The organism is Candidatus Cloacimonadota bacterium (genome assembly GCA_020532355.1).
Lineage (GTDB): Bacteria > Cloacimonadota > Cloacimonadia > Cloacimonadales > Cloacimonadaceae > UBA5456.
On the sequence record JAJBBD010000120.1, the window covers coordinates 1 to 13,653 of the forward strand.

Below are 13,653 nucleotides of genomic sequence, written 5' to 3' on the forward strand. Positions count from 1 at the left end.
TATGAAAATTCCAGTGTAACTATTTTGTCAAGTTCTATCTCCCGCAATCATTTTTCTAAGTCTTGGCTCTTACGCTTATCATTATGTAACGCTGTTTTAAGCCTCCCTTGTTTGTCCCACTTTTTTTTTGATGCCTGTCTATATTTCCCAGAATTAGTAAGAAGTCATCATGATTTTCTTGACACTTTTTGCTATTGTATCAGTTTGTTTTAAAAAATATAGAAGATAGAAGGTTGAAATGAACTGGAAGGTAACAATCTGCGAGCCCTGCCTAGATAATAAAGAACTGGAAGCCGTAATCAATGTAGTTAAAAGTGGCTGGTTCACTATGGGTGAACGTACCCAAGCATTTGAAGCTGATTTTGCGGCACAACTTGGAGTAAAGCATTGTTTTGCGGTAACAAACGGAACTGCTGCACTGCACTTGGCAAATATGGCACTTGGCATCCAATCCGGCGACGAAGTAATTTGCCCCGCTTTAACATTTGTAGCCTCAGCAAACGCTTCCCGTTACACTGGAGCAAAAGTTGTTTTTGCTGATTCCATTTCTTCCGAAGACCTTTGTATAGATCCTCAAGCCATCGAAAAACTCATCAATAGTCGCACAAAAGCGATAACAGCGGTACATTATGGCGGGTTTGGTTGCAATATGGAAGAGATTATGGCTATTGCCACAAAACACGGTTTAAGTGTTATTGAAGATAGCGCCCACGCAGTTTTGGCAAAACAACCTCATCATGGCGAACTGCATAGCTTGGGCAGCATAGGTGATGTTGGCTGTTTCAGCTTTTTCAGCAATAAGAACATGATGACCGGTGAAGGTGGCATGGTTGTCACCAACCGAGATGATCTTGCCGAAAAAATCAAACTGATGCGTTCTCACGGCATGACTAGCCTCACATTGGAACGGCATAAAGGACACAGTTCTGGATATGACGTAATTGGCTTGGGATATAACTATCGCATTGATGAATTACACTCTGCCATTGGGATCGAGCAACTCAAAAAACTTCCGGCTCTTAATGCCACCCGCCGAAAACTAATTAAGCACTATTATACTTTATTGCAAGATAATCCTAACGTTGTTCTGCCCTTCCAAACAAGAAATCTGGAACATACAACTCCGCACATCATGTCCATCATGCTAAAGGATAACTATCTAAATACTAAAAATATACTTCGTGAAAACGGAATACAAACCAGCAAACACTATGACCTGATTCCCACTTTCTCTGCCTTCTCGGGATCAAATTTTACCAGCAGTATTCCTTGGATAGATAATCTGCTTACCTTACCCCTGCATCCGCTGATGAGCGAAACCGATGTAGAATATGTCTGCCAAGTTTTAAACTCAATCTAAGCCAAGTTTAGAGATTTTGCGTTATAAAACCTCTGATTAATTGTAATATGAAGCATCTTGCCGCTTTAGTTAAATAACAAAACACCCAGCATCTTCTCCCGCGACAAAAAGCTATAAATAGGCATAATTCAGGTTGTCATCATCCTGCCACAAGGCATGATCTCGGGAGTAAACTTGCTTAATCCCCTGTTAAAGCAATGGGTATGGAAAGTGCATAGGAAAGCTCAACGCCTTTTATCGGAATACTTATTAGCCTTTTAAGAGCGTTACACATTGTGCATCCTTACAATAAACTACAAATTTGAGGCATTTAATTTCACTTTTGGAGATGTATTCCCGCTCACCATACCCTTTAAGTGAAACTCTGCTTTATCCCAATTGAGGCATTGGAGATCAAAGCGCATAAACTAACTATCACTTATTTAATATCTTATGGGCGGTTTGGACTTCAATAGCATTGTTCAGGTTTATGCCCCGATCTTTTGCCACTCACCTTGCTAAAATAAAAAGAGGAGTTCCAAAGAACTCCTCGTATAAGAATTTATCTGTTACTTATTCTATTTCAAATTCGATTCTGCGGTTTAAGGCGCGCCCATCTTCTGTATCATTGGAGGCGCGAGGTTGAGTTTCTCCTCTGCCTTCGGCACGGATCCGCTCTGCAGCAATGCCTTTTTCAATAAACCAATTGCGAACTGAATTTGCTCTGTTTGAAGAAAGTACCATATTGCTGGCGTCGTTGCCTATGTTATCGGTATGTCCGGTAATGAGTATATTAACCTCCGGATTTGCTGCCAGCGCAGTATAGGCTTTTTCAAGCACGGGGATCGATTCCGGAAGGATATTGGCTTGTGCGGTTTCGAAGAATATGCCCTCCAAAGAGAAAGTAGCTCCTTCCTTTAAATCCAATACATCATCTTTGGGGTCAAGAGGATTAGTTTTGGCAAGAATTTCTTCGCCATCGCCCACAGAGCCTTTATCTGTATCTGTTAGCAATGGATTGGTTTTATGCTCCATTATTTCAGCGAAATCGCTAAGTCCATCGCCATCTGTATCAACTTTTGCCGGATTTGTATGATAGGTAATAACTTCATCTTTATCGTTAATACCGTCTGCATCCGTATCGATCTTGAGAGGATTGGTTCTGTATTGCATCAGTTCTACATAATCGGAAAGTCCATCACCATCTGTATCTGCCTTGCGAGGATCGGTGCCATACACGTTTATCTCGTCGTAATCGCTAATACCATCACTATCACTATCCATCGTGCGGGGATCTTGTTGTACAACAGGTTTGGGTGCCACTGGAATGGGAGAAGGTTTCAGCTTGGTAACTTTGGTACCGGGATTGTAGAATGAAAGCCCCGCACTTAGGCTATAGAAACCATCATGATCTTTGCCGGTAAATGTGTTCATATCGTCGTCGCCAATTCTAATGCGACCGTCCATAGCGTCTGAATTTGCCAAATTGTAACCCAAAGTAACTTCCAGATTCATTCCAGGTTTAAGCTGAGTTTGCAAACCCACACCCAATGGAATATGCGGAATAATATCTGCATCGCTTTGGCTGAGATCCAAAGAACCCCCAATTCCGCCATAAATGAATGGTGAGTACTTTTTATCGTACCAAGGATTAAAAATGAAGCGGTAATCTCCCATTAATGTGCTTGTACTATATCCTTTGGGAGAGCTCTTTGTGGCATGCAGAGGAGTGAAGCCCAATCCAATTCTGGTAAACAAAAAGGGAAATACTTCTAGTTGGATATGCCCACGCGCCATTGGCGCAAGATTCTCTGCCTTTCCGGCATTATCGCCTCGAGCTATCCCAAATTCGTATCCATAGCTCCAACCCGGACTAGTTTCCATGGCAGCGTAAACTAAGGCTACCGGGATCAACAGTAAAACTAATAGAAATGCTTTTGTTCTCATTTCTTGTGCTCCTTACAATGAATATAAAATCTTAATGACAATAGAATTCCATATTATTATCATAGCTTACAGATGCGAAATAACACGAAAAACTATTACATTAATAGATAAGTTACACAAGAAAAATAAAATTGCTATAGAATTTAATCTAAAACCAGCTATTTTATCAAATTTGTAGATACTCAAACAATAGATATCTACATAGCTGCCGAAAGTACTATTTTGTGCGTTTAACCTTAAAAAGGACCACCAATCCCACTAATGCTGGGATAAGATCCTGAAAGAAAAAAAGAGTAATGGTGGCAGCTACAGCTTGTTCTGAAGTAAACTGATATAGATTTAGAAAATGGATGGCAAAACCCTCTCTTAAGCCCAATCCGGATATGGTTATCGGAATGGAATTAGATACATTTGTTAGCGACATTGCCAGCCAAGTGTTTAGCCCGGAGATAAATCCTAAGGTATTTAGAATCAAATAATACTGCACATACATAATCAAAGTATTGGCAATTTGTAAAAGCATCATGCGCGGTGCTTGCATTAAAAATGCGGGTAAGAATTCTCGCCATCTTGCTTTGGAAGCCATAATCAAGGCAGCCCAAAATGGCATAAATGCTACTAAAATCAAGATTCCAACTCGCAGAACTAATTCAACCTGAGGAAAAACAAAAAAAGCCGCCACTGCCGCAAAAGTCCAGGTTGCCCACGTCATAAATAAACGTTCTGTAGTAGTGGAAATCAAGGATGCTAAGATGCTGCTGTTCTTAAGATAAAAGACCTTGGCAAAAGAGGCATGCCCGCCAGGTAAGGCAAAACGCAGTGGCAATGCCAAGAGATACGAATTTATAACTTCTTTGGGTCGGTATTGATATGCCGGATTAAGATGAAGAGCAAACCGCCAATTGTTGATTTGGATAAAATGCCTAAGCACAGTAAGGACAAATATTGCAAAAGCATAGCCTAAGGGAAGTTTTGCAGCTTGTTTAAAAGCTGCTTGGAGGTTGATTTGCCGAAATACTACATATAGCAACGCTACCGAAAACAGCAATCTTGCCAGATATGCAAGCTGCTTGAATCCCGGTTCTTGAAGCTTCGTCCTTAAGCTTTGCAATCCTGCAAACAAGAGTGGAAAACCTCCTGCACCAATTCAGGTGGTGGTGCTTGAATATGTCCATCATGCATCATCTGATTACACAAGGCTCTGGTAGCATTGATTTGTTTTAGCACTTCGTTAAAAACTTCTTCTCTGCTCATCTGTATTGCCGCATGTCCTTCGCTAATGGCTTGAATTGACACATCTGCGGCTACGTGAGCAAATACTTCGGTCTCATTCATAGTTGGTACAATGTTTTGGAAATTGATGCCACGCTGTCGGGCAAAATCTGCCAATGAATGAGCTGCCGCAATTGCCATGCCGTCACTAATCTTGCTGGATCGCACCATCAATGCGCCCTTTAGGATGCCGGGGAAGCCTACAGAGTTATTTACCTGATTGGGAAAATCTCCCCTGCCCGTGGCAACGATTCGTGCTCCTGCTTGATGCGCTTCATAAGGATAGATTTCCGGTACTGGATTGGCACAGCTAAACACAATAGAGTCCGCAGCCATCAATCTAATCCACTCCGGCTTGATAGTGCCTGGTCCGGGAGTGGAAAGAGCAATTAGCAAATCCGCTTGTTTCATAGCCTCTTCCATTGTATTATAATGGTGTGGATTAGTTTGTTGCGCCAATGCCCATTGTTTATATTTTCCCAGATTGTCTCGGATATCCAGTCTATCACTATGCAAAGCTCCCTTGCTGTCAAACATCACCATCCGGGATGGATCCAAACCTTCTTGTATAAGGAAACTGGCAATCGTGCTATTGGAAGCTCCAGCACCAAATAACACACAAGAACAATTATCGATCTTTCTATTTGTAAGCTTAAGAGAGTTTATTACGCCTGCCAGAGTAACGCATGCAGTGCCTTGAGCATCATCATGCCAAACGGGAATTTTGCAACTCTCACGTAATTCATCCAATACACGGTAACAATTGGGTTGAGAGATATCTTCCAGATTCACGGCACCAACTGATGGTTCCAGCATTTTTACGAAATCTATAAGTTTTTGCGCATCCGGATTGCCCTGTTCATCTCGATTATTTACACATAGAGCTATGGCGTCGCAAGCCCCCAGATACTTCATCAGCATGGCCTTGCCTTCCATCACGCCCAAACCTCCTGTCGGACTACAGTCTCCATCTCCTAAAACCCGCGTACTGTCGCTTACAACTGCTACGAGATTGCCCCGATTGGAAAGGCTGAATGAAGCATTTTGATCATCTCTGATGGTGGTGGAAACCTTGCTTACGCCGGGAGTATACCACACATTAAACCAGTTAAAACCATAAATACCTGCCTTGGGCAAAGTTTGCATTTTACCCTTATAGAAAGCATGCATAAGCTTTGATATCTTCTTTAGAAAATCAGTTTGAGCTGCGGCAACTTTATGCTCTGGGAGATATTGCCGAAATACTTCGCCCAAATTTGAGAGATCTGGTTTCAACTCCTTCATGTCGGCTCCTTGTAAGTGATTTAGAATTACTTTTAGAAAGAGGGGATATTTGTCAAGTGTGGTTCCATATAAAACTAAAAGCCCCTCTCTCAAAGGAAAGGGGCATACTTGTAATTAGTTATGGGTTATAATTATCCCAGTTGTTTGATTACAGCTTTGCCAGGGAAGTAAGCATTCTCGCCCAATTCTTCCTCAATTCGCATCAGTTGGTTATATTTATCAACTCGTTCGCTACGTGAGATGCTTCCAGTCTTGATCTGTCCGGTATTCATCGCCACAGCCAAATCGGCAATAAAGGTGTCTCCCGTTTCGCCGCTGCGATGTGAAACCACAGTAGTCCACCCAGCTTTATGTGCGGTATTGATGGCATCTATAGTTTCGGTAACGCTGCCAATCTGATTGAGCTTAATCAACACAGAATTTGCCACATTTTCGGCAATGCCTTTACGAATTAGCTTGGGATTTGTAACTAATAGATCATCTCCAACTAATTGGATCTTAGAACCTAAGCGCTGATTCAATATCTTCCAGCCTGACCAGTCGTTCTCCGCTAATCCATCTTCCAAAGAGCATATTGGATATTTGGCAACAAGACCCTCGTAATAGGCTATCAGCTCATCACTGCTTAGTATTTTGCCGTCGATGGCGTAATTTCCATCTTTTTGAACAAATGAAGACGCCGCCGCATCAAGGGCTATATAGATATCCTCCCCAGACTTATATCCTGCTTTGGTAATTGCTTCTACTATTACAATCAAAGCCTCTTCGTTGGAAGCCAAATTGGGTGCAAAACCGCCTTCATCCCCAACTGATGTGGCAAGACCACGTCCCTTCAAGATGGATTTGAGTGTATGAAACACCTCGGCATTCATGCGCAGAGCTTCACGAAAGCTTTTTGCGCCCAGCGGCATCACCATAAATTCCTGAATATCTACGTTGTTATCTGCATGTTCGCCTCCGTTGATGATGTTACTCATTGGGACCGGTAGAGTAAAGGCATTCACTCCACCCAAATAGCGATACAACGGAATATCCAGCTCTAAAGCAGAAGCGCGGGCAGCAGCCATAGAAACCGCCAAAATAGCATTAGCCCCAAGCTTGGCTTTGTTCTCTGTGGCATCCAGTTCCAGCATCATCCTGTCTAAATTCGCCTGCAATACCGAGTCCACACCAAGCAATTCCGGTCCTATAATTTCATCGATATTCTGAACTGCTCTCAAGACTCCCTTGCCAAAATAACGGCTCTTATCGCCATCACGTAATTCGATGGCTTCTCGTTCTCCCGTAGAAGCGCCGCTTGGTACTCCGGCGTGAGCTATAACTCCGCTTTCCAGATGAATATCCGCCTCTACCGTAGGGTTTCCTCTGGAATCTAGAATCTCACGTCCTTTGATATATATTATTTCGGACATTATTTCCTCCTGTCCATTGATAATTGCACTTGGTTCAAACCTTCTTGAGGCTTGGAAACATAATCATTAAGACAAGATAAACACTATTCACAAATTGTCAAGCTCATGCAGCATTTCCAATGCCAATTTCTACGCCGAGCAAGCACAAACCGGAAAGCCATCTTCCGGTTTGATCTTGTCTCGAGCCACCTGCTTTTGTTCTTGACTGATGTTATCTATTTCTAATATATCCTGACAGTCTAATTGTCCAATTCGCTTCTTGATCCGCTCTATCGGCTTTTTTGGACATTTAGTTTTAAATGCCTGAGGTCTAAGTAGTTTAATTTGTAACGATTATCTTCTTGTTGATGCACTGTTTATTCGCATCTTCCACGCGCATAAAGTACACTCCGCTACCCACAGCTTGGCCATTGGCATCTTTTCCGTTCCAGCTATACTGATCGTCCTGAATATTGGTGGATAGTACTCTTTGCCCGCGAAGATTATAAATTTTCAGCATTGGTTTTTCCATACCTTTTACACTCAGATGCAGGGCGCTATTGCCTTTAAAACTAATCGGATTAGGATAGATCTTGATTTGGGGCATTTGCACCAGATCTTCATTTGAGGAAGAAAGAGTGATTGTCACGAAGTTGCTGGGCTGGGTTTCGCTTTCGCCGTCTGTCGCAGTAAGCCAGAAGTGATAAGTACCATTCCCTGTTACGCCCCAGAGCGTCCAAGATGTATGATAAATGGGAATTGTGGTATAAATCTGCGGCTCTTCCCCATTTCTCTGCCAGTAGAGGTTATATACTTCAAATTCATACTCAGTCATTGCTGGAGGATTCCACCAAAATTCCAAATTGTATGATGTTTCATCTACTATCTCGCTGCGCAGTCCCAGTTCTGCGGGATTTTGCGGTGGCAAATTAAAGAACATGTATTTTATTCCGGGTTCGGGTTCCTCAACTTCCAACATAGTGCTTACACTACCATCTGTAATCACGTATATCCGTTCATAATCCTCGCCTACATTGCGGCGCAACAGTTGGTTCCAAGATTGATCCATCGTCACATAAGTACGATTCCCGGTATCGTCGATGCTAAGCCCAACAATGTATTCAACGGGCACGCCATTCTCCACATAATGCTGTTGCCAGGTGTAAGAATGGGAAAGATTGTCGATCTGCTCATAGGTCTGATCAAAGCCAAAATCCACCGTTTGCCAATCTGCTCCATCAAAGTGCTGATGCTTAAAGATATAGCGATAATCACCTTCATCATAGAAGTAATCGATAGTTTCTGGAGCCAGGAACAACACGCTTTTATACACCGGCCAAATTTCTCTTCCGGCGATAATCTCGCTCTCGCCTCTCCGTTCTTTAATGTAATGTTGCCAAGCATCGATGTATATATTTCCCAAATCTATATATTCTCCGGTAGAGGCGTCAAACTCCGTGGGATTAACCAAGCCCCCCGGAGCAGCAAAGATCTGAAGGGAGGGATCCATCCCGGTGATGAGGGCATAGAAGCTTTGATTTACTTCACTTTCGATGCTGAATGGATTGCTCTGCAGGAAGTGCGATTCCAAGATTTGCCCGCTCTCTGTATCCACCAAATGCAATTGCAATTCATGAGCTGCTAATGAAGGGTAATCCTCAGTATCTCGCGAGAAAGAACCGGTAATATTTATGATTCCTTGCCCTTCATACCAAGGCTCAAAATCAACCGTGGGCAAACTTGTGTTGTCGTTATGATCTATAATCCCCTCGTGTATCTCGGCGGCCGAATATACCCCCCAATCGTTTCCTTCTGCCATAATCACATTATTGCTATTAGGATATGTAGCGCATACTATGGAATACAAAGTGTTGCTTTCATCGATGTTATCCCTAATAACATTCATCCCATACGCCCAAGGGTGGTTCAAACTCATGTCGCCAAGGCAGGGCAGGGCATTGTTTGTAATATAAAACCCCGTAAAGTTTCCAGTAATTATGTTTTCTGCAATAAAGGGAACTGATGTTGCCCCTGATATCATCAAGCCCGCTCCACTATTAGCATCACCAGGTATGAAATTGTTGATAATTTGATTGTTGTGCACAGTACCGCTGGCGTTTAACAGATATATTCCAGTAAGATTGGATTCTACTATATTATAGCGAATGATTGGATTTATCGCCGAAGCACCAACAATATCCCATGCCGTGATACCTTGTTTATAATTGTGATGGATATAATTGTGTTCTATTATGGGGTTGTTTTGTCCCCCAGGAGATTGATTTGACAGTTGGATGGCTCCATAATACTGGGTTACAGTTCCATTATAGCGCACTTCGTTGTGATGAATCCAGGCATTGCTGTTTTGTGGTACTAAGATACCGTTTTGCTGTGTATGTTCAATTATGTTATTATGAACTTCCATCACGGCGGGATGGAGGTTTCCGATACCATAGAGATGAAGCCCACGTTGATTGTAGCTGAAACGGCTGTACGATACTTCTACTGGTGAATCCACAGCGTTTATGCCATACTCGGCATATTCTACTACGCAATGCATAAAATTGCTTGGTTCGGTTTCATTCTCCAGACGGATGCCTTTCCAAAGATTTGAGGAAGGAATCTGGCCGTTTTCGAAGCGAATGCTATCTCCTTCAGTTCCGATAGCTTGGATGCTGCCCTCTGCATTTATGCGATAACTGCCCATTGCTTTTACAATTACTCCCGGTTGGATAGTCAATACCGATCCCGCAGGAACAGTAACATCGCCAACCAGATTATGTGGGTTATCGTCCGCAGTCCAAATACCGCTTTGAACACCGCTAACATCAATTGCACTAAGACAGGGAATCATCAACAATATCAAAAAAAGAATGGCGTAGGTTTTCATAAAAATCTCCTTATAAAAAAGGTGGAGCGGGCATCAATAAATGCCTTCTCCACCGTAACTTGTTGAGTAAAAACTTACTCGCTGATTGCTGATACAGGACATGTGGCAATGCAAGCACCGCAATCAATGCATGTGCTTTCATCACATTCAGCCTTGTCGTCAACCATGCTAAGAGCACTTACCGGACATACGTCCACGCATGCTCCACAGCCTATGCAAGTTTCTTTATCAATCTTAACTGCCATGATAAGACTCCTTCTATTTCTTTTTAGTCAGTATCTGCAGCCATTAATATTAGTCAAGCTTTTTTAATAATCCACATTTTATCCCAATTGAGGCATTGGAGTTCAAAGCGCATAAACTAACTATCACTTATTTAATATCTTATGGGCGGCTTGGACTTCAAGGCCGTGCATAATTACACGCCTGCTTTTGAAGTCCATGAGGCCTATTAAGTTCTATATCAGCAGGAACTTAATTGGTCTCATGAACTCCAATAGCATTGTTCAGGTTTATTGTATATGAGTACTGCTTGCAGCTCTGCATACCAAATATCGTAACCCCTTCATTCTTTACCCATTTCTTTACACGAGGATTATGCATAGTTCCTCCTGAGATACTCCCTATTTACGGGATGATGCTAGCATAAACCATCCCTATTCATCCCTTAAGAGCTCGGGGTAGAAAAGAGTGGAATTCTCGCAGTAAGAAAAGATAGTGTTTGGGGCTTATCCCTTTGCCTGATTTGCAACTTTGCTGGCTGCGGCTTTCACCTCTTCATCATCTGCCAGATAATAACGATTGTGAACCTTTATATCTTTATCAAATTCGTATACTAAAGGTATCCCGGTAGGGATGTTAAGACCCACAATCTCGGCATCTGATATGTGATCCAGATTTTTTACGATGGCTCGAAGACTGTTACCATGAGCAGAGATTACCATTTTCCGCCCGGCTACAAGACGAGGGATTATTACGTCATTCCAGAAGGGCATGGTGCGAGCCACAGTATCCTTCAGGGATTCACACAGAGGAATTTGTTCTTTATCCAGATTGCCGTAACGGGGATCGTGACCAGGATAACGTTTGTCACTTATCTCTAAAGCTGGTGGAGGTGTGTCGAAGCTTCTGCGCCAGATTAGCACTTGTTCGTCACCGTACTTGGCGGCAGTTTCAGCTTTATTGAGCCCTTGCAGAGCACCGTAATGCCGTTCGTTCAAGCGCCAGTTGTGGTGAATTGGCGTGTACATCAAGTCCATCTCGTCCAATACAAACCAAAGAGTGCGAATGGCACGCTTTAAAACAGATGTGTAAGCTTCATCAAAAGTAAATCCGGCTTCTTTTAATCTTTTGCCAGCTTCTTTGGCTTCCAGAACTCCTTTTTCGGAGAGGTCTACATCTGTCCATCCGGTGAATAGATTTGCTTTATTCCATTCACTCTCGCCATGTCTTATCAATACTATTTTATACATTATGGAACTCCTTTAATGTTTTTATCTACGCACACAAACACAGCCGGATAGTTTCCGGTATGATTAACTTGAGTGTTTTTTATTTATGACCGCAGCCGCCGTCGGGCTTGGTTTTATAGGTAAGTACTCCTTCCTGTGCTTCAACCACCCGTGCAAGGATAAAGAAAAAATCCGACAAGCGGTTGATGTATTTCAGCAGATTGGGCGAAAGAGGGGTTGCCTGCGCTAATGCTATCACACGGCGTTCAGCGCGCCGAGCAACGGTTCTGCAGATGTCCAAACGGGCACTGGCAAGGCAAGATCCGGGTATTACAAATCCTTTCAGATCCAATTTCTCTTCGTATTGTCTAATGGTCTGCGTGATGGTTTCCACTTCTTCTTCACATAAGGGCATGGGATAAGTTCCGTCAGGAGTTGCTAATTCTCCCATTACCCTGTACAGGCGGTTTTGCGTTTCTAACAACAGTTTCCTGATATTGTCATCTGCTATATGATGCTTTGCCTCTCCAATAAAAGCATCCAGCTCATCTAGGCTACCGTAAGCCTCCACTCGCAAATCACTTTTATATACTCGCCCTCCCGTGTAAAGAGAAGTTTGTCCGGTATCGCCGCCTTTTGTAGTGATGCTCAAGGATTTACCTCATTGCAATAACGGAGATTTCCACTAAGCCATCTTTAGGTAGGCGTGCTACTTGGATTGCTTCCCGGGCAGGAAATGGAGCACTAAAGTTGCGTGAATAAATCTCATTCAGCTTGGCAAAATCTTCCATATCTGTTAGAAACACAGTTACTTTTATTACCTGAGACATCCCCATGCCTGCGGCATCGAGAATAGCTTTAATGTGTTGGAACACCAAATTTGCTTGAGCTTCAAAACCTTCCGCCATCTTTCCGGTATTTGGATCTATCCCCAACTGACCACTAACAAAGAGGGTATCATTTCTAAGAGTAGCTTGTGAGTAAGGACCAATCGCAGCAGGGGCGCTATGCGTCATAATAGATTTCATGTAATTCTCCTTTATTCTTTCTTTAAAGATTTACGTGCCAAAAGAATGGCATCGGTTATTTCATGAAGAGGAATGTAATCTTGATGCTCTTTTATGATGTTGCGCATCAAAATCTTGCCTTCACGCACATTCTCGTCTCGGATAACAATCAGAACTTCGCACAGAGCTTTTTGGGCTAGGGCAATATCAGTTTCGATACTATGCTTGTCTGTGCTTAGAACCGTTTTGATATTGTTATCATGAAGTTCTTGGGCAATTTGTAACATCATCATTTCCAGGTCTTCATTTTGTGAAGCTATGTATACACTAAAACCCTTATCTAAAGCCGTAAATAACTCTCGCCTCTCCATATTCTCGAATATGCGGTCAATATTAAGATAAAAACCAACTGCTGGGATTTTTTTGCCAGTAATCATCTGCGACAAATAGTCGTATCTGCCTCCCCCTCCTATCACAATCTCTCTCCCGCCACTTTTTATAGTGAAATCGAAAACAGTATCATTGTAGTAGGCAAAGTTCTTGAACATCCTTGCATTCACGGTGTATTGATGCGCCAAGTTCGCTTGTATCTTCTTTACGCGGGCAAAGTTGCGTTTACATTGCGGACACAAATAGTCCAGCATTTGTGGTCCTTTAATCAACACTTCTTTGCATTGAGGGTTCTTACATGCAGTATCGGCAAAGGGATTGGTGTATAATTGCTGAAAGCAAGATGTGCATAGTTTTGATTCATGGCGCTTGAGATAGCTCTTCATATCTTCAAAAAAAGCCGGACGGCAGATATTACAACCAAAGCTGTTTAACAAGAGTCTCACATCCTTCAATCCCAAATTCTGACAAATCTTTATTCCCAATGAGATTACTTCATTTTCGGATATTACGCTATCACTACCTAAAAGCTCAACTCCTAATTGGTGAAACTCTGTAGGCATATCCTTGTTTTCCTTTCGAAACATGGGACCCAAATAATAGAATCGGTGCACATCGCCATCTTTAGTAATCTTGGCAGTATGATGCAAAACACTGATAGTCCCTTCTGGGCGAAGGGTCA

The 13,653-nt window shown here is 42.5% G+C and carries 11 protein-coding genes; 1 reads left to right on the top strand and 10 read right to left on the bottom strand.

Going from position 1 to position 13,653, the window contains the following annotated elements:
• Nucleotides 1-238 precede the first annotated feature (238 nt).
• On the top strand, nucleotides 239-1,360 hold the full coding sequence (locus tag LHW48_04200; protein MCB5259661.1) for a DegT/DnrJ/EryC1/StrS family aminotransferase: 1,122 nt from the start codon (nucleotides 239-241) through the stop codon (nucleotides 1,358-1,360).
• 552 nt (nucleotides 1,361-1,912) lie between these two features.
• Here the strand turns inward: LHW48_04200 and LHW48_04205 are convergent.
• The 10 genes from LHW48_04205 to LHW48_04250 all read right to left on the bottom strand — a co-directional run.
• Nucleotides 1,913-3,286, bottom strand: coding sequence for an OmpA family protein (locus tag LHW48_04205; GenBank protein MCB5259662.1), 1,374 nt, complete (start codon nucleotides 3,284-3,286; stop codon nucleotides 1,913-1,915).
• 217 nt (nucleotides 3,287-3,503) lie between these two features.
• Nucleotides 3,504-4,409: a flippase-like domain-containing protein gene (locus LHW48_04210; GenBank protein MCB5259663.1), complete on the bottom strand. Its 906-nt coding sequence runs from the start codon at nucleotides 4,407-4,409 to the stop codon at nucleotides 3,504-3,506.
• Complete coding sequence (locus tag LHW48_04215) at nucleotides 4,385-5,842, bottom strand: NADP-dependent malic enzyme (GenBank protein ID MCB5259664.1); 1,458 nt, start codon at nucleotides 5,840-5,842, stop codon at nucleotides 4,385-4,387. The genes LHW48_04210 and LHW48_04215 overlap by 25 nt, the downstream gene beginning before the upstream one ends.
• A 131-nt stretch (nucleotides 5,843-5,973) precedes the next feature.
• Entirely contained in the window at nucleotides 5,974-7,254 is a 1,281-nt protein-coding gene (gene eno / locus LHW48_04220; GenBank protein ID MCB5259665.1) for a phosphopyruvate hydratase, read from the bottom strand.
• A gap of 319 nt (nucleotides 7,255-7,573) precedes the next feature.
• Nucleotides 7,574-10,123 carry a right-handed parallel beta-helix repeat-containing protein gene (locus LHW48_04225; protein ID MCB5259666.1) on the bottom strand — a complete coding sequence of 850 codons (2,550 nt, stop codon included), beginning with the start codon at nucleotides 10,121-10,123 and terminating at the stop codon, nucleotides 7,574-7,576.
• A gap of 74 nt (nucleotides 10,124-10,197) precedes the next feature.
• A complete protein-coding gene (locus LHW48_04230) occupies nucleotides 10,198-10,368 on the bottom strand; it encodes a 4Fe-4S binding protein (GenBank protein ID MCB5259667.1) in 171 nt (56 codons plus the stop codon).
• A gap of 483 nt (nucleotides 10,369-10,851) precedes the next feature.
• Entirely contained in the window at nucleotides 10,852-11,595 is a 744-nt protein-coding gene (gene gpmA / locus LHW48_04235; GenBank protein ID MCB5259668.1) for a 2,3-diphosphoglycerate-dependent phosphoglycerate mutase, read from the bottom strand.
• A 79-nt stretch (nucleotides 11,596-11,674) separates the two neighbouring features.
• Complete coding sequence (locus LHW48_04240; protein MCB5259669.1) at nucleotides 11,675-12,226, bottom strand: cob(I)yrinic acid a,c-diamide adenosyltransferase; 552 nt, start codon at nucleotides 12,224-12,226, stop codon at nucleotides 11,675-11,677.
• A gap of 4 nt (nucleotides 12,227-12,230) precedes the next feature.
• Nucleotides 12,231-12,602, bottom strand: a complete 372-nt coding sequence (locus tag LHW48_04245; protein MCB5259670.1) for a RidA family protein — start codon at nucleotides 12,600-12,602, stop codon at nucleotides 12,231-12,233.
• An 11-nt stretch (nucleotides 12,603-12,613) separates the two neighbouring features.
• Nucleotides 12,614-13,653: ATP phosphoribosyltransferase regulatory subunit (locus LHW48_04250; protein MCB5259671.1), on the bottom strand; the 1,040-nt coding region annotated here is incomplete at its 5' end.